The organism is Mesorhizobium hawassense, assembly GCF_003289945.1.
Classification (GTDB): domain Bacteria; phylum Pseudomonadota; class Alphaproteobacteria; order Rhizobiales; family Rhizobiaceae; genus Mesorhizobium; species Mesorhizobium hawassense.
Map to the genome: position 1 here is coordinate 259,108 of NZ_QMBP01000004.1, position 15,939 is coordinate 275,046.

Genomic DNA, 15,939 nt, shown 5'->3' on the forward strand with positions numbered 1-15,939 from the left:
CCGAGGTCGTGTAGGGTCAAAAAAAAGAAACCGCGACCCGTCACGAACGGCGAGTGAATCTGGGAGGATTCATGGTCGAAATCATCTCCAAGCGGGACGGCCCGCGGCGCGAGGATGTTCAGGTCAAGCGAATGATCGAACAGAACCGCTCGACGATCGTGCGCCTTGCCGACCAGATCAGCGGCGGGGGCTATTCGGCGTCCAGGAAACCGCGCCAGAAACCGCGAGCCGAAGGACTGATCATCCATGTTGGCGGTGGTTCGCCGGTCGCGGCCGAGGCCGATCCATCCATTCGCGTCAGCATCAATGGCCGGGTGGTCTCGGTGGACCGGAATACAGGCCGCCAACTCCACCATATCGGCGATATCCGCAGCCGCGACGGTGCGCAGGTCTTTGTCCTGGCGACGAAGCAGAACGGCTTCTTTTCGCCCGTCGATGAGGCTGTCGCACAAGTGCTTGCCGACCTGGACGGGTCCCGGCTCGGGGCCACCTACACCGAAGAACAGCTTGCCGCCGACATCGGAGTGAAACTCGGCATCGCCTAGCGCATCTGCGAACGACCATCCGAGCGCAGCCCGACAGCATACAGAAATAGCATGCCCCCAAAGGTTCTGTGATGGCTGAATGAAACGCGGGATCGATACCAACCAGATGAAGACCGGTGCTCTCCCGGCGCGTGCGCCGATGACCACTGGACTGGTCCTGGACTCCATCGACTATGACGAGCGCGCCACCATGCGCGCCTGGGAAAATTTTCTGTCCGACGCGCCGCAATGCGCGCGCGATCCGGTCCAGGTCCGCTCGCTGATCCACGATTCCTGGTACCGCAGCGCCACTGGCGGGATCAACGCGCAGGGTGTCGAGGCTCCCCTCAACAGCAACCGCGACGAGATCGAGTATCTGACCCGCGCCAACGCCGAGCTGCTTTCGGCGGCGCGGCGGCCGTTCGCCTCTCTTGGTCCGCTGCTGGAGGGGACGGGAGCGATGCTGGTGCTGGCCGACAGCGACGGCGTGCTGATCGAAGCCATCGGCGACAAGAAGACCCTGCATGACGGCATGGACATCCATCTCGCCATCGGCGGCAAATGGAACGAGGGCGCCGTCGGGACCAACGGCATCGGCACCGCGCTCTGGACCGGCGAACCGATCTTCGTCCACGCGGCCGAGCATTTCTGCGCCGGCATCAAAGGCTGGACCTGCGCCGGCGCGCCGATCCGCGACCCGTTGGATGGAAAGATCATCGGCGTCGTCGACCTGTCAGGCTATTCGCCGATCTTCCGCCCCCACAACACCGCACTCGTCGCCGCCACCGCCAGGCAGATCGAAAAGGCGCTGGCCGAGCAGCAGCAGGAACAGCGCACCCGCCTGCTCGAAGCCTTCATTTCCTCGTCACCCGGCTATCGCGGCAAGGACGGCCTGGTGATCGTCGATCACCGTGGCCGGGCGATCTTCTGCAACAACGTGCCCAATGGCGACACGACGGAGATGACGGACGGCCCGATCGAGCCGGGCCGCGGTCGTTGGCTCATGAACCTGCCGGCGTCCGGCTCCGACAGCGATCTGGCCAAGGCGCTGCCGGCGCATCTGCGGTCCTGCCATGTCACGCCGCTGAAGTTGGACGGCAATCTCAGCGGCGCCGCTCTCGTGTTCCCGGCCGCGCCGGTCGTTTCCGGTGTCGCGGTGATCAACCGGGCAGCGGACAAGCAATTGCAGGCAGTGACGTCGATGATCGTCGGCGAAAGCGAAAAGTTGCTGGCCGCCATCGATGTCGCCTGCCGCGTGGCTCGGTCGAGCGGCGTGACATCGCTGCTGATAGAAGGCGAAACCGGCGTCGGCAAGGAGCTGTTCGCGCGGCTTGTCCATGCCGGCAGTCGGCGCACCGACAATGACCCGTTCATCGCGCTGAATTGCGGCGCCATCACCAGGGAGCTGTTCGGCAGCGAGTTGTTCGGCCATGTGGCCGGCGCTTTTACCGGCGCCTCGCGTGACGGCAAGGCGGGCGTTTTCGAGCAGGCCAATGGCGGCGTCCTCAGCCTCGACGAAATCGGCGAGTTGCCGCTCGAGATCCAGCCATTCCTGTTGCGCGTCCTGGAAGAGCGTGTCGTTCACCGCATCGGCGACAGCAGGGGGCGCCCGGTGGACGCCCGCCTCGTCGCCTCGACCAATCGCGATCTCAAGCAGGAAGTCGCGGCCGGGCGCTTCCGCAGCGACCTCTATTACCGCATCGGCGCCGTCTCGATCCGCGTCCCCGCGTTGCGCGAGCGCGGCGAGGACGCGCTGTTGCTGGTCGAGCATTTCAACCGCCATATCGCGGACAAGGCCGGCAGCGAACCGCTGCGGTTTTCAAGCCTCGCGCTCGACGCGCTGCAGGCCTATCGCTGGCCGGGCAATGTGCGCGAGCTGAAGAACCTGATGGAACGCCTGCATATCCTGGCGCGCGACAGCACCATCGACCTCCGGGATCTCCCATGGGAGATCACCGTCGGCAATCGCGATGGCGCAACCATGCACAACGACAATCCCGCCGCCATGCTCGAGGTGCCGGTATGCACATTCGAGGATGCCGAGCGTCAGGCGATCAGGAATGCTCTTGCCGCGGAGAACGGCAATCTGAGCAAGGTCGCCCAGAGACTGGGCATTTCGCGGCCGACGCTCTACCGCAAGCTCGACCAGTACGGCATTCGGCGCGGTTTCCTCTAGACCCAGGCCCGTTTTCCGGCACAAAAAAATCCGCGGCATTAGCGCCGCGGATTGGGGAAGTTCGTCGCCCAGCCGCCTTCAGGGGGCGGGTCCGGGAATGATCAGACCTTTACGACAGCACCGGTCACTTTCTCCGAGACGTAGCCGAGGATGTTGCCGATGATCAGCGAGATAACCACAGCGGCCGCGACCTTGGTAATGGCGCCGATGCCTTCGCCATAGGCGGCGGCACCAAGCAGAAAAAGCGCGGCAGTCGTTGCATAGCCGTAGACCGCTGACGGAATGGCGCTCAGCAACGGCAGCTTGGCGGCGAGTATCAGCGCGACGATTGAAATGCCGACGCAAATGCCGGCCATGACCGCCGTAACACCAATGGACGTCAGTGCTATCAGTGCGCCGGCTGCGCAGACCGCTCCCCAGAGGTTTGCAACCGCCGAATTCTTGAAACCGGCTTCCTTGCCGCCACAGTGATAGAAACTCCCCCAGCCTACAAACACCGCCCAGATCAGCAGATAGGGGTTGCCGATGGTGATCGCTGCCCACGTTGCAATGCCGCCCATAATGCCGATGACGACGGCCAACCCTGTGATAAGATCCATATTGTCCTCCCGTTTTCCAAAGCTCGAAGCAAAGAAACTCGTTTCAGGATCGCGCTTCGTTGACGTCCCGATGCGGAAAACGCCATGGCATCAGCCACAGGGTTCAGAAGAAAAGGTTGCCGGGTCCGGCAAGCCGTCAGGCCGGCTGAGCCGCGGGCTCGCTCGCGCCGATCACCCCGGCGCGCAATGCCAGTCCGGCTACGGCGGCACCAAGGCAAGGCGCGACGATATACAGCCACAGCTGCGACAGTGCAGCTCCGCCGGCAAAGAGCGCCGGGCCGAGCGAGCGGGCCGGATTGACGGACGACCCGGACACGGCGATGCCGGCAAGGTGGATCATGACCAGCGTGAGCCCGATCGCCAGGCCGGCCAGAGGTCCGGCGCCGCCCTCGGCGGTCGCGCGAAGGATGACGACCAGAAACAGGAAGGTGGCGACTGCCTCGAACAGGAAGGCCGACGTCGCCGAATAGGCCGACCAGCCGTTCTGGGCAAAGCCGTTCGCGGCGACGTCGTAGCCGCCGCCCTTCCCTTCCACGATCACATAGAGCACCGCCGATGCGACGATCGCCCCCAGACATTGCGCGACGACATAGCCGATCAGATCGCCGGATTTCATCCGGCCGGAAACAAAGACGCCCAGGCTCACCGCCGGATTGAGATGCGCGCCCGAAATCGGTCCGATCGAATAGGCCATCGCCACCACCGACAGACCGAAGGCCATGGCGACGCCGAGCAGGCCGACCTCGGCGCGCATGAACAGAACCGTTGCGCAGCCGAAGAAGACCAGCGCGAAGGTTCCGACGAATTCACAGATGTATTTGTTCATATGCTGTCTCCCTCTGGATGATGATGGGACCGGGGCACCGCACCGGTCGGCGCGGCGTTCGGTCCAGGCGTTTCACGGCACGATGACGCCGCGGCCGATGAACCGCCGGTTCTTGAAATCGTCGAGCGCGGTGTTGATGCTGGCGAGGTTGTATTCGGTGTAGTGCATCTTCACCTTGCCGTCGGCGTTGAGCTCCATCAGCTCGACGAGCTCGGTGAAATTGCCGACCAGGCTGCCGCCGATGTTGATCTCCTCGATGACCAAATGCGCGGTCGGCACGTTGACCGAGCCGCCATAGCCGACGACGAACAACTGGCCGCCCTTGCGCACCATCTTCCAGCAGATGTTCTCGACGCCGAGCTCGCCGACGAAGTCGATGACCACATGGGCGCCGCCGCCGGTGATCGCCCTCACCTCCTCGACGACGTTCGGCCCGCCGTCGAGCACGAAATCGGCGCCAAGATCCTTGGCCAGCACGCGCGCGGCCGGCTCGCGGTCGACGGCGATGATCCGGCAGCCCGAGATCGCATGCAGCGATTGCAGCGCGATATGGCCGAGCCCACCGATGCCGAGCAGGACGCAATAGCTGCCGGGCCGCAAGAGCTTCGCGGCGCGTTTGGCCGCGCGATACGCGGTGATGCCGGCATCGGCCAGCGGCGCCACCTCGATCGGCGTGACGTTGGCGTTGAGCTTGATCAGCGAGCGTTCGCTGGTGATGAAGTATTCGGCGAAGCCGCCATTCATGCCGAGGCCGGGGAACTGGCCATTGTCGCAGTACATGTCCTCGCCGTGGCGGCAGTTGAGGCAGATGCCGCAGGAACGGAAGGGATGGCAGATCACCGCGTCGCCGCGCTTGACCGATCTGACGCCGCTGCCGACCTCCTCGACCCAGCCGGCATTCTCGTGGCCCATGATGTAGGGCAGCAGCGTGCCCTCGGGGTCCATTGTCGGCTTCCACACCCCTTCGATGATGTGGAGGTCGGTGCGGCAGAGGCCGGCGGCGCCGACCCGCACGATCACCTCGTCAGGAGCCGTGATCGTCGGCGCCCTGACCTCCTCGATCTTGAGCTTCACGTTCATTTTCGGGTCGTATTCGTAAAGTCTGGCAGCTTTCATCGTCGTATCCTCTCAGGTCCGGAAATTGGTTCAGGCGCGGCCGAGCTTTTCGGAGCCGCCGCCGCGTGCCGGCCCGGCCGTCGGGTCCTCATCCTCGGCGAGATCGCCGATCAAGGTTTCAGTGGTCAGGATCAGCGTCGCGACGGAAGCCGCATTGGCGAGCGCCGTATAGGTGACGCGGACGGGGTCGATGATCCCGGCTTCGAACATGTTCTGGTAGTTGCCGGCGGAGGCGTTGTAGCCGTAGCCGCCGTTGATACGCGTCACCTCGGTCACCACGGCCTCGGGATCGGCGCCGGCATTGGCGGCGATGCGCCACAGTGGTCGTGTCAGCACCGAGCGGACCAGGCGCACACCCTCGGCGACATCGCCATCGACACTGGTCGCCACCTTGTCGAGCAACGGCGCGATCTGGGCAAGCGCCGAGCCGCCGCCGGCGACCACGCCCTCCTCGGACGCCGCGCGCACCGCATTCAGCGAATCCTCGATCAGCTGTATGGTCCGCTTCTGCTCGACCGGCGTGACGCCACCGGCATAGAGGATCGCCGTGCCGCCGGACAGCTTGGCCAGACGCTCGCGCAGCTTGTCCTGCTCGATGTTCGGCGGCGCGGCTTCATATTGGCGCTGCACCTGCGCGCGCCGTGAGGCGATCGCATCATGGTCGCCGCCGCCACGAATGATCGAGGTGTAGGACGAGCTGGTCTTTACCCGGTCGGCCGTTCCGAGATCTTCGGCGGTGATGTCCTCAAGCCGGCCGCCGAGATCGCGGGCGATCACCTTGCCACCGGTGATGATCGCCAGGTCCTCCATCATTGCCTTGCGCCAGTGGCCATATTCCGGCGGATGGACGATGAGATATTTGCCAGGTCCTTGCTTGCCGAGCAGCGTGACCACGACTTCCGGCGACACTTCCTCGGACACGATCAACAATGGCCGCCCGGCCTCGTCGGCGATGCGGCGCGCGGTCTCGAGCGCCTTGGGCTCCTTGATCTTGAGATCCGTCATCAGGATGTAGGGCCGCTCCAAGACGGCCTCCATCTTCTCCTGGTCGGTGACCATGTGATGCGAGAGGTAGCCGCGGTCGAAGGACATACCCTCGACCACGTCGAGCGTGGTTTCGGTGGTGACGCTGAAGTCGGTGGTGATGACGCCTTCCGCCCCGACGCGCTGATGTGCTTCCGCCACCAGCGCGCCAAGCCTGGCATCGGTCGCGGCGATGTTTGCCACGGAGGCGAGGATGCCGTTGCCCTTGGCCGGCTTGGCGGAAGCCTTGAGAGCAGCCACCACCGCCTTGACCGCGAGCTCGATGCCCCTGCACAGATCGACCGACTTGGCGCCGCGCTCATTCGCTTCGATACCGCCCTGGATCAGCGCGTTTGCCAGCACGATGGCGGTCGTCGTGCCGTCGCCGGCGACCTCGTTCGTCTGCATCGACACTTCGCGGACGACTTGCGCGCCCATGTTCTCGAAGCGATCGTGGAGTTCGATCTCGGAGGCGATGCTGACGCCGTCGCGCGTCACCATCGGCGTCCCGATCGGCCGGTCGATCATGGCGTTCATGCCTTTGGGCCCGAGCGTCGGCTCGACGGCCGTCGCCAGCCTGAAGACGCCTCGGGCAAGGGCGCGACGCGCCTCTGAATTGTGCAGCATGATTTTGGCCATGATTCCTCCTTCCGCCTTACGGGCGGGTTGTTGGTTAGGGGCCTCGTGCGAGGGAGGCCGTTGCTTTCGGTTCTGCTTAGGTGACCGGCGCGCTTCGCGCCGGCACGCGGTCCATGATGAAATCGACGAGCGTCGGTTCGCCGTCGACCACGTCCAGTTCCTTGTACCTGGTCTGCTTGAGCCCACGGCAAAGCGCGCCGTTGAACTCCATGTTGACGCGCACGCCGCGCAGTTCGGCGAGATAGGCGCTGAGCGCATCGGCCGGTATGTGCTGCCCGTCCCAGGTCACGAAGACCGGGCCATCCGTCCGGTGATCGGGAAAGCGCTCGAGCAGAGCCGCCCTGTATCTGGGTTTCTGTTTCGCGGCTTCGCCCGGTTCGAACCGCGCGACGTCGTATGCCGGCAGGTCCATGCCGACGATTTCCCGGTCCGTCAGGCCGTGTTGCCGCAGGCCGCGCAAAACCGCCTCCTGGCGTCGCTTGAATGCCTTCATGCTGAAGGTTTCGCGCACGGCGCCGAGATCCGTATCCGCGGCCAGCTCGGCGAATATGTCGCCGAATGTCTTGCCGGCCTCGATGCCGCGATTGACCTCGTCGGCGAACATATGGTCGTGCAACTTGACCGCATAGGCCGGTGACCAGGGGAGTTGGTCGAGCGCCCTGCGCACTCCGTCGAGCATGAGGAAGGCGAAATTGGGCGAGCACCAATAGGTCGGCAGACGGAAATCGACCTCCACGCTGCCGTCACCCTTCACCTCGGCCCGCTCGACGAAGCCCATCTCGGTGATCGGTTCGTCGAGTTCCGGGTCGTTGACCTCACCCAGGCGCCGCCAGAGTTCCTTCTCGCGGCTATCGGAAACGCTGGCGGTTGCCATGGCTCCTACTCCGCCGCGATGCTGAAGGGCGAGCTTGCGAGCGCCTTCTTCTTCGCTTCGATGTCGATGTTGTAGAGGCGCGCGGCGTTGAGGCCGAGGATCTTTTCCTTGATCTCATCGGTCAGTTGCACACCACGTTCCGCGGCGATGTCCTGCGGGATCTGGTAGGCCCAGAATCTCTCGACGAGCCAGCGGGGCGTCCAGATCGCGTAGTCGGAGCCGAACAGGATCTTTTCCGGCCCTATCCAGAACAGCAGTTCGGCGATGACCTCGCCGAAATAGCGCGGGCGGGAGTGGATGAAGGGCAATGCCACGGCCAGCCCGCCATAGACGTTGGTTTCCTGCGTCGCGATCCAGCAGAAATCGTCGAGGCGCGGCAGGCCGCAATGCTCGATGATCCAGTTGAGGCCCTGGAAATCCGTCGCCGCATGGTCGACGTCATGCACGTCGAAGGCGTCCTTGCTGAGCGGGATGATGGTGGGTCCCTTGTGGACGTGGATGTTCCTGATGCCGAGCTTCTCGCACAGCTCGAAGCATTTGTAGGCATCGGGGTCGGTCAGCTTCCAGCCCTTGGAGGCGCCGTTCCATTCGGCCGTGTACATCTTCACGCCCTTGACGTCGTAGGTCTCCTTCAGGAAGTGGATGTACTCGAGCGCCTTCTCGCCGTCGCGCGGATCGAAGGCGCCGTTGACGATGAAGCGCTCCGGATAGCGCTTAGCCACCTCGGCGTTGCGCTCGATCGTGTTGAAGCCGTTCTTGTAGAAATCCTTCAGATAGGTCGACTGGACGATCGCCACGTCGTCGGGGCCGTCGATGAACAGGTCGCGATAGAGATCGTCGGCGCTGTATTTCTCGAACTTGCCCTTCTCCCAGAGCTGGTCCTTCGGGCTCAGCCCGGTGTGATAGGCGTAGAAGCAATCGATGAACTGCTTGCCGTGAATATTCTTCTGGTTGTCCGGGCTGCCGTCCCAAAAGTGGGTGTGGCCATCGACCACGAATATGTCCTTGCCTTCCGGTGTCCTGTACATTTCTTGCCTCCGCAATCGTCTTGTTGATGGGGCCGGCGCGCCGCACCCAGGCAGCGCGCCGGAGCTTCCTCAGATGTATTCGAAGACCTCGTCCATGTTGCCGAACAGGATCACGGTGTTGTCGTCGACGCGCACCATGCGGCCGTAGTGGGTGGAGGTGTTGACCTCGAAAATCTCGGCGGTCATATCGCGCCCGAGATATTCGCTGATCTCGTCCATCTTGAAGATCAGCTTGCCGTTGCCGTCGATGCGGATCATCGCCGGCTGATAGGTGACGATGACCCCCGGTTTCTTGCCCATGAATTCGGCGATGGCGCGGGCCTCGACCGAGTCGTTCATGGTGACGCCGCACTGGTGCGAGATCGTCTGCTCGAAGGTGATGTCCTTCATCGACTTGAAGATGTTGGACTGCGAGGCGTCGCGTGCTGCTACTGACATGATCTTCTCTCCCTGTTCAGCGCTTGAGGCCGAGTTCGCCGAGGATCCGGCCGATCCGTTCCTCGGATTGGGCGCGAACGTCGGTGAAGGAAACCGGCTTGGAATGCGGCATCGACCAGATCGGCTGCAGGCCGGTGGCTGCCTTGTCGGCGAGCGCGCCGTGCTTGTTCACCCAGCCCTGGAACAGCTTCCTGTTCGCCGCGCCGTGCTTCTCGTCGTTGGCGAGCAGGTAGATCAGGTCGATGGTGTTGGCGAGGTTGCGCTCGTAGTCGGCTTCAGCCGCCGAGATCACCGGCGGCGTGATGAAGTCGTGGTTGGCCGCCGCTGCTTGCATCAGGAAGCCGGAGCGGAACAGCTCGCCCACCAGCGGCTCGAACACGATGTTGATGGCGAAGTATTGCTCGAGATAGTCGGCCGTGCCCATGATGGTCTCGACCGCCTCGCGCGTGCCCTGCCACACGCCATCCTCGAGCCAGTGCTTCTTGCCGAGCTCGTCATCCCAACCGGCGATGTCCATGCCGATCTCGGCGAGATAGAGCGTGATGTCCTGGGCGAGCCTCAGCTTGTAGGAAGAGTTGGTCAGCGTCGCATTGTTGATCATCTGAGTGTAGCCGTAGCGCTGCGCCTGCATCAGCGACGTGCCCAGGCCAAACTCGGCATGTTTCCACGCGCCGAGATGCGCCTGCAGGAGCTTGGCCCAGACCTTGTCGAACGTCTTCGGCGCGCCGGCCCGGCGGGCGTTGGTGATGACGCTCTGCACCATCGTCTCGATCTTCGACTGGCGCTGGTAGTGCGTACGTTCCCATTCCTGGTCGGGAGCGCGGAAGGCATGCCAGTTCGAGCTCTTGGCGGCCGTGTTATCTTTGACATAGGCGCCTTTGCCGTCCGGGAAGTTGATGATCCAGTCCTGGATCAGGTAGCGCTCCGGGTCGGGCTGCACGTCGACCGTGACATCCTCATAATGGGTGGCGCGCTGACCTTTCGGATCGAAGTACCGATATTTGCGGCTGTCCGAATCGGCGAAGATCGCGGCGCCCGCGGCTCCCGATCCTACTGAACTCGACGTTGCTACCATTGTTTTCACTCCCTTTGTTGCAGTTGCTCTAAAGTCGTCGGCTCCGGCACGCCTCAATGGGCCGGGGTGGCGTTGGACGATGTGGTGAACCTGTCGAAGAAGATGCGTTCGGCCTCGAAGCCGTTCATGAACAGGACGGGCTGCAGCGCATCGATCATTGGCGGCGGGCCGCAGGCGTAGACGTCGCCCTGCCCGTCGACCGCGAGTTGCTTGAGCTTGGCGTCGACGCTCTGGTGCACGAAGCCGCGCTCGCCGTCCCATGCCTCGCCATTGACGTGCGAGAGAACCGGGATGAAGTTCAGCTCCGGATGGCGACCGGCGAGCTCGGCGATCCTGTCGAGATAGAACAGGTCGGCGGGCGTCCGCGCACCGTAGAAGAAATAGACGTCCCGCTTCTCGCCGCTCTTCAGGTGATCGTTGAGGATCGACCAGACCGGCGACATGCCGGAACCGGCGCCGACCAGGATCAGGGGGCCCTGCCGTTCTTCCCGCCGGAAGCAGGTTCCATAGGGTCCGACAACGGTGACCTCGGCTCCGACGCGAATTCCTCCGGAATCGAGTTCTCCGGAGAATTTTCCTTCGGGATACTTCTTGATGATGAAGCAGAGCTTTTGGGTTTGGTCCGGCGTATTTGCCATGGAGAACGAGCGCGTAATCGTCTCCCCTTTTTGCGTGGTGACCGTGATGTCGACATATTGCCCAGCCCAGAATTTTATCGGCGAGCCGAGTTCGATCTCGATGCCGCGGATGTCGTGGGTCAGATGCTCGAATTTCGAGATGCGGCCTTTGAACGTCTTCACCGCGATTGATTTCGCCAGAACCTCCTCGTCGTAGTTGAGGAGCTCGACCTGCATGTCGGAATAGGCGATCGACCGGCACAACAGGACGTGGCCGCTCTCCTTCTCCATGTCGTTGAGCGCGAAGGTCGAATATTTCAGCATGTCGACTTCGCCTTCGAGCAGCACGCATTTGCAGGCCGAGCATTGCCCTTCCTTGCAGCCATGCGGCAGCGCGATGCCCTGGCGGAATGCCGCGTTCAGGACTGTCTCGCCGTTTTCGACCTCGAACTCGACGCCGACCGGCTCCAGGCGCACCGTGTGAGCACCAGTCATCGATAACCTCCCAATTCCTCTCCGTTCCCCGCCCTTGCGGGCGGGAAGTGGCCTTCCTCTGGATGGAGCGGGGGGTCGGGGACCCGGCCCCCCGCGCACGGATGGTCAGTTGAACGGCGTGATGGTGAAGCCTGCCCGATACTCGGCCAGGTGCTTCTCGCGGTCCGCCGGCGACATGCCGCGAAGCGCCTTGAGCGGCGATCCGAGGACGTTGCCGCGCACGTCGTCGAGCGTCCACTGCTCGTCGGCGCCGAAGCGCAGGTGCGGCTGCGGGATCAGCGTCTTGCCGTCGGAACGGACGAAGTTGAGGTCCTTGATCGCGTCTGCGAGGTCCCAGCCGTCATAGAGCGTCTCCCATTCGCGCTTGCCGCTGAAGCGGCCCATAGCGGGCGTCGGACGGCCCTGATACTCGTCGGCGAAGGCTTCGACGGCGGTCCAGCGATCGAGCTCGTGGGCGAAGGTGTGCAACTGCCCGTCGATCTCGTCGACCACCATGTCCTCGCGGATCAGGCAAGGCACCAGGCAGGACCAGCAGCGGTGCGGATAGACGTAGCCGACATCGCTGTTGAACAGCAGCACCTTCTCGCCCTTGTGGCTGAGCTTGGCGTACCATTTCCAGAAATCGCCGAACTCGGCATACCAGCCCGGATATTTGTGCTCGAACCACTCGAAGTCCTTGTCGGTCTGCGCCTCGATGCGCCAGAAGTTGACCGGCCAGCCGACGGCGAAGAACTGGCCGACCTTGTGGACGTAGTTCTTCTTGGTGATGCGCTCCCAGGCGGCCTGGACATCGTCGTGATGGACCTTGATGCCGTATTTTTCGAGCGGCAGCATGTAGGTGCGATAATAGTCCTCGTAGATCCAGCGGTGCCACATCTCCGCGTAGGATTCCTTGTTCTTGTCGCGGTTGGTGGTGCCGTATTCGATGAAGGTGCCGATGGCGGCGTCGACGATGGCGTGGTTCTGCCAGAAGGCGTAGCGCAGGTCGCGCTCCAGGAGCAGATGGTTCTCCGGTTCCTTCAGCGCGGCCATCAGCAGCGAGTGGCCGTTGCCGATGTGACGGCTCTCGTCGGACTGCACCGACAGGAACACGGTCGGCAGCGCATAGTCACCGTTGCGGGCGGCCTCCGAGGGCATGGCGACGAAAAGCGTGTTGGTGAACGCGGTCTCGGCGACGACGGTCAGGTACATGCAGGCGGCCGTCATCGTATCGCCGGTGATGAAGCCTTCGCCGAACTGGCGGCCGATCGTGGTCGCGTAGCACTTGCCGAAGGCTTCCTCGGTGATGTCGAAGCCTGCCGGATCGATGTAGTTCTCCATGTACCACTTCTTCAGATTCATCTGGATGGTGGAGTGGCGGAACTCGTCGACCATCTGCATGGTGAAGCCGGTCCTGAGGTCCTCGCCGGGCGCCAGCCGCGCCACCATCGCCATCGAGCGGGCGGCGGAAATTTCCGGGAAGGGAATGATGGCGAGGAAGAGCTTCATCCACTCCACCCAGCGCGGCTCGACATTGCGGAACATGTCGCCGCGCAGCGCCGCATCGAGCGCGCCATAGACGCGATTGTCCTTTTCCTCCTGCATGGGGAAATAGGAGCGCAGCACCTGCTTCATCGGATCGCGCGGCGCCTTGGCGATCTTGTAGTCGGTCGGAAACGTCATCGCTTCCTGGACATAGGTCGGGTTCCAACCGAGGTCGGAAATCTTCTTGGTCGCCTCGCCCACGGAAATACCGCGCTGCGAGGTAATCTTGTTAAGTGTCAACGACGACATCGTCATAAGCCTCCACCAGGTTGAGCCGTGGATCCCTCGATCCAGGCATGGGACGGCACACAAATGCCGCCAGTGAGTTGGCGAACGGCACGACAAAGGGTTGCGCCTTCAGGCGCGACACAGGGTCCAGCCATTCAAGTGGATCGCGGCAAAGGTGTTCGGGGGTCTGCGGGAGCCGCGACACGCCAGTCGCATCCGCGATGGGCGTATCGAAGCGCTTGTCCTGCTGCTTCCTCCGGTCCTTCGTTCTTTTGGCACCGCGTCAGAGCGCGATGGGCTTCTTATGCCAATGGTGAAGCAAGCACCGTGCCAAGTTGAAATAGGTGCCTGCGATAAGCGTCTGGGCCAAGATCACAGCCATATCCACCCGGCGAAATCCGAATAACTGTAACGATATTTTACAGTTGTATATTACATATGTAATATTTGAGCGTATTCTTGTGCACTGCGATATAATGTTAGCAATTGCAATATAAATAAAATATCTTGCCTCTATTCATTTCGGAAACCTCGTACATTATTTGATGACGGATCGCGGGCGAGAGGCAAAGCCGAGAACGATGATGCCGAGTGACAATGACAGCCCAGACCGTTCCGGGCCCAACCAGCCGGACGACGTGAGCGCCGAACTCGTCAGGCTGATGCCGCGCGATCTGGTTTTTGTCATGCGCTTCATGGGCGAGAGCCAGCACCGCCTGCAAGGCCACTTCCAGGACTTCATCCGCGCCGAGCTTGCCGCCCGAGGCGTGACCGCCGAAACGCATCCGATGATCCATCTGTTCATCGAGAGCCACGCGATCCTGTTGCGCGACTTCGTCTTTTCCGGCGTTTCGCTCTCGCGGCAGTTTCGCGTTGAAGAGATCGAGCGCCTCACCGGCGACACGACATCCATGATCCGCGTCGATATCTGGGATCAGTTGAAGAGCCATATCGAGACCGCCGAGAAGCAGTTTCACGCGCAGGCCGATGGTCTCCCGAGATTGTTGTCGGCGTTTGAAAAGCCAGTGGAAGGCCAGTGATGGGCGGCTCGGAGAAAGGACACGCCGCTGCTCTGACCGTGCTGGCCACTCGCCGCTTGGCCCTTGTCGCCGACGTCTCGGCGCTCACGGCCGAAGCCCTGCGGCTCAATCAAAAGCTTGCCGGTATCGAAATGGACGTGCTGCGCCTGCAGCTCGAAATCGGCAGAACCGGCGCCGGCATCCAACTGGTGCGGGATTTGCATGACGCCGAGCAGAATGCCGTGGCCGCGAGGGAGGCATGCATGACGAGCGAGGAACGCATCATGGCAATCGAGGGCGAGATCGCAGATGTCGACCGCGCGCTTGCGAGGGCAACCAGCGGCAGTGAGGGAGACGCGCGGTGAACCAGCAAACAACACAGAATCTCAGCCCGTTCGACCTTCTGGCGCGAAGCTGGCAGCGGCCGGCGGCGGTCGCCGCCGCTTGTTTCAGCGCCGATGGCTCTGCCGTCGCATTCACCTCCATCGATGGAACCGTCGCCATCGGGCCGGTGGCTGATCAGGAGCCGCCGGAATCGAGGATCAGGGTAAGCGGCGACCTCGGACAAGCGACGATCCGACCGCGCCAGAAGCCCCCGGCTCCACTGATCGCCACCTCAACTCTGGGAGATGGCGACGTGCCGATCACGAGCTATCTTCGCTCCGGCTTCCTTGTCGGCACGATGGCCGGCCAGGCACTGCAGCTTGCGGCGGATGGCGAAGCCTCGCAGACATTTCTCAACATAGAGGGACCGATCGTCGCCATCGATCATAGCGCCGGGACGGCCAGGACGGCGATCAGCAATGGACATGATGTCTTCCTATCCCGTGCCCATGATGATGTGGTGAAGCTGCAGCAGGCAGCGTCGTCATCGACGCATGCGGTTGCCTTCTCGCCGGACGGGAAGCGACTTGCCTTCGATTCCGGCAAGGGAGTGTCGATCTGGACGGTCGATGGCGATCTCGCGCCGATACGCGAATTTCCGACGCCGGCAGGCCCGACGTCGCTCAGCTGGAGCAGCGACGGCTCATGGCTGGCATGCGGACTCGAGACCGGAGGCTTTGCCCTTGCCAGCCTGGCCGATGGTCAATCGGGCGTTGTCGGAGGCTTCCCCTCGCCGGTCCGGACGGTATGCTGGAGCCAACCAGCGAATGCGCTGTTTGCATCGGGCGCTTTCCGCGTCGCCGGCTGGTCGATGGCGGCCCCGCCGCTTCATGACGCAACGTCCGGCGCGCTGGAGACAGGTCGCTCCGGGCTGGTGCCAGTCGAGACGGTGACAGCGCACCCGCAGAGAAAAATCATTGCCGCCGGCTACGCCAACGGCCGTATCACCGTTGCCCATATCGGATCGCGGGACGAACTGGTCGTGAAGCTCTCCGGCAGCACGATCACCGCGCTGGCCTGGTCCGGCGACGGACAGCATCTGGCCGCGGGCATGGCGGATGGCACCGCCGCGATCATCACCTTCCCGGCGCTGCTTTTCAAATAGCAGCGGCGATCCGCATTAACAGGAGGATGGAATGCAAACCGAACTCACAGCCGAGGAAAAGAGCAAGGACGAATTTTTCGAACGGCTCGCCAAAATATCGGAAGAGATGGTGGCCAAGCACGGCAAGGATTTCAGCATGGGAGCGTTGGTGCTGGCTGCACGGTGGATTGCCGAAAACCGAGCGGGTTCCCTGAAGACGAATTGAATGCCGAGGCGCTTTCGACCCGGCCACCCGAGACATGCCCCGCC

At 62.9% G+C, this 15,939-nt stretch carries 16 protein-coding genes; 6 read left to right on the plus strand and 10 right to left on the minus strand.

Annotated elements, in window-relative coordinates; all coding sequences use genetic code 11:
• Positions 1-71 precede the first annotated feature (71 nt).
• Positions 72-545 carry a hypothetical protein gene (locus DPM33_RS11380; protein WP_112097519.1) on the plus strand — a complete coding sequence of 158 codons (474 nt, stop codon included), beginning with the start codon at positions 72-74 and terminating at the stop codon, positions 543-545.
• A gap of 79 nt (positions 546-624) precedes the next feature.
• Complete coding sequence (locus tag DPM33_RS11385; protein ID WP_112097520.1) at positions 625-2,700, plus strand: sigma-54-dependent Fis family transcriptional regulator; 2,076 nt, start codon at positions 625-627, stop codon at positions 2,698-2,700.
• A gap of 101 nt (positions 2,701-2,801) precedes the next feature.
• Here DPM33_RS11385 and DPM33_RS11390 read toward each other — a convergent pair whose 3' ends face one another.
• From DPM33_RS11390 to DPM33_RS11435, 10 genes are all read right to left on the minus strand, one after another.
• The gene (locus tag DPM33_RS11390; protein WP_167449026.1) at positions 2,802-3,281 is read right to left on the minus strand and encodes a DUF1097 domain-containing protein; all 480 of its coding nucleotides are present in this window, start codon (positions 3,279-3,281) and stop codon (positions 2,802-2,804) included.
• 154 nt (positions 3,282-3,435) lie between these two features.
• Positions 3,436-4,125: an aquaporin gene (locus DPM33_RS11395; RefSeq protein ID WP_112097522.1), complete on the minus strand. Its 690-nt coding sequence runs from the start codon at positions 4,123-4,125 to the stop codon at positions 3,436-3,438.
• 72 nt (positions 4,126-4,197) lie between these two features.
• Complete coding sequence (locus DPM33_RS11400; protein WP_112097523.1) at positions 4,198-5,241, minus strand: NAD(P)-dependent alcohol dehydrogenase; 1,044 nt, start codon at positions 5,239-5,241, stop codon at positions 4,198-4,200.
• A 30-nt stretch (positions 5,242-5,271) separates the two neighbouring features.
• Positions 5,272-6,903, minus strand: a complete 1,632-nt coding sequence (gene groEL / locus DPM33_RS11405) for a molecular chaperone GroEL (RefSeq protein WP_112097524.1) — start codon at positions 6,901-6,903, stop codon at positions 5,272-5,274.
• 76 nt (positions 6,904-6,979) lie between these two features.
• Complete coding sequence (locus DPM33_RS11410) at positions 6,980-7,777, minus strand: iron-sulfur cluster assembly protein (RefSeq protein ID WP_112097525.1); 798 nt, start codon at positions 7,775-7,777, stop codon at positions 6,980-6,982.
• Between the two features lie 5 nt (positions 7,778-7,782).
• Positions 7,783-8,805: an amidohydrolase family protein gene (locus DPM33_RS11415; RefSeq protein ID WP_112097526.1), complete on the minus strand. Its 1,023-nt coding sequence runs from the start codon at positions 8,803-8,805 to the stop codon at positions 7,783-7,785.
• Positions 8,806-8,874: 69 nt separating this feature from the next.
• A complete protein-coding gene (locus DPM33_RS11420; RefSeq protein WP_112097527.1) occupies positions 8,875-9,243 on the minus strand; it encodes an MmoB/DmpM family protein in 369 nt (122 codons plus the stop codon).
• 16 nt (positions 9,244-9,259) lie between these two features.
• Positions 9,260-10,318, minus strand: coding sequence for an aromatic/alkene monooxygenase hydroxylase subunit beta (locus DPM33_RS11425; RefSeq protein ID WP_112097528.1), 1,059 nt, complete (start codon positions 10,316-10,318; stop codon positions 9,260-9,262).
• Positions 10,319-10,371: 53 nt separating this feature from the next.
• Positions 10,372-11,430, minus strand: coding sequence for an NADH:ubiquinone reductase (Na(+)-transporting) subunit F (locus DPM33_RS11430; RefSeq protein ID WP_112097529.1), 1,059 nt, complete (start codon positions 11,428-11,430; stop codon positions 10,372-10,374).
• 105 nt (positions 11,431-11,535) lie between these two features.
• The gene (locus tag DPM33_RS11435) at positions 11,536-13,209 is read right to left on the minus strand and encodes an aromatic/alkene/methane monooxygenase hydroxylase/oxygenase subunit alpha (protein WP_208648384.1); all 1,674 of its coding nucleotides are present in this window, start codon (positions 13,207-13,209) and stop codon (positions 11,536-11,538) included.
• 557 nt (positions 13,210-13,766) lie between these two features.
• Between DPM33_RS11435 and DPM33_RS11440 the strand changes: the two genes are divergently transcribed.
• From DPM33_RS11440 to DPM33_RS36165, 4 genes are read left to right on the plus strand one after another with little or no spacing between them, the layout of a single operon-like run.
• Positions 13,767-14,222 (plus strand): hypothetical protein, encoded by a 456-nt coding sequence (locus DPM33_RS11440; protein WP_245442080.1) that lies wholly within the window; start codon positions 13,767-13,769, stop codon positions 14,220-14,222.
• Entirely contained in the window at positions 14,222-14,566 is a 345-nt protein-coding gene (locus DPM33_RS11445; RefSeq protein ID WP_112097531.1) for a hypothetical protein, read from the plus strand. Before DPM33_RS11440 ends, DPM33_RS11445 begins: the two co-directional genes overlap by 1 nt.
• Positions 14,563-15,690 (plus strand): WD40 repeat domain-containing protein, encoded by a 1,128-nt coding sequence (locus tag DPM33_RS11450; RefSeq protein ID WP_112097532.1) that lies wholly within the window; start codon positions 14,563-14,565, stop codon positions 15,688-15,690. The genes DPM33_RS11445 and DPM33_RS11450 overlap by 4 nt, the downstream gene beginning before the upstream one ends.
• A 31-nt stretch (positions 15,691-15,721) precedes the next feature.
• Complete coding sequence (locus tag DPM33_RS36165) at positions 15,722-15,895, plus strand: hypothetical protein (protein WP_167449027.1); 174 nt, start codon at positions 15,722-15,724, stop codon at positions 15,893-15,895.
• The last annotated feature ends 44 nt before the right edge of the window (positions 15,896-15,939 follow it).

Bases quoted from the DNA above. Each gene is read 5' to 3' on its own strand.
- DPM33_RS11380 (WP_112097519.1), top strand. From the start codon at position 72: ATGGTCGAAATCATCTCCAAGCGGGACGGCCCGCGGCGCGAGGATGTT.
- DPM33_RS11385 (WP_112097520.1), top strand. From the start codon at position 625: ATGAAACGCGGGATCGATACCAACCAGATGAAGACCGGTGCTCTCCCG.
- DPM33_RS11395 (WP_112097522.1), bottom strand. From the start codon at position 4,125: ATGAACAAATACATCTGTGAATTCGTCGGAACCTTCGCGCTGGTCTTC.
- DPM33_RS11400 (WP_112097523.1), bottom strand. From the start codon at position 5,241: ATGAAAGCTGCCAGACTTTACGAATACGACCCGAAAATGAACGTGAAG.
- groEL (WP_112097524.1), bottom strand. From the start codon at position 6,903: ATGGCCAAAATCATGCTGCACAATTCAGAGGCGCGTCGCGCCCTTGCC.
- DPM33_RS11410 (WP_112097525.1), bottom strand. From the start codon at position 7,777: ATGGCAACCGCCAGCGTTTCCGATAGCCGCGAGAAGGAACTCTGGCGG.
- DPM33_RS11415 (WP_112097526.1), bottom strand. From the start codon at position 8,805: ATGTACAGGACACCGGAAGGCAAGGACATATTCGTGGTCGATGGCCAC.
- DPM33_RS11420 (WP_112097527.1), bottom strand. From the start codon at position 9,243: ATGTCAGTAGCAGCACGCGACGCCTCGCAGTCCAACATCTTCAAGTCG.
- DPM33_RS11425 (WP_112097528.1), bottom strand. From the start codon at position 10,318: ATGGTAGCAACGTCGAGTTCAGTAGGATCGGGAGCCGCGGGCGCCGCG.
- DPM33_RS11430 (WP_112097529.1), bottom strand. From the start codon at position 11,430: ATGACTGGTGCTCACACGGTGCGCCTGGAGCCGGTCGGCGTCGAGTTC.
- DPM33_RS11435 (WP_208648384.1), bottom strand. From the start codon at position 13,209: ATGACGATGTCGTCGTTGACACTTAACAAGATTACCTCGCAGCGCGGT.
- DPM33_RS11440 (WP_245442080.1), top strand. From the start codon at position 13,767: ATGCCGAGTGACAATGACAGCCCAGACCGTTCCGGGCCCAACCAGCCG.
- DPM33_RS11445 (WP_112097531.1), top strand. From the start codon at position 14,222: ATGGGCGGCTCGGAGAAAGGACACGCCGCTGCTCTGACCGTGCTGGCC.
- DPM33_RS36165 (WP_167449027.1), top strand. From the start codon at position 15,722: ATGCAAACCGAACTCACAGCCGAGGAAAAGAGCAAGGACGAATTTTTC.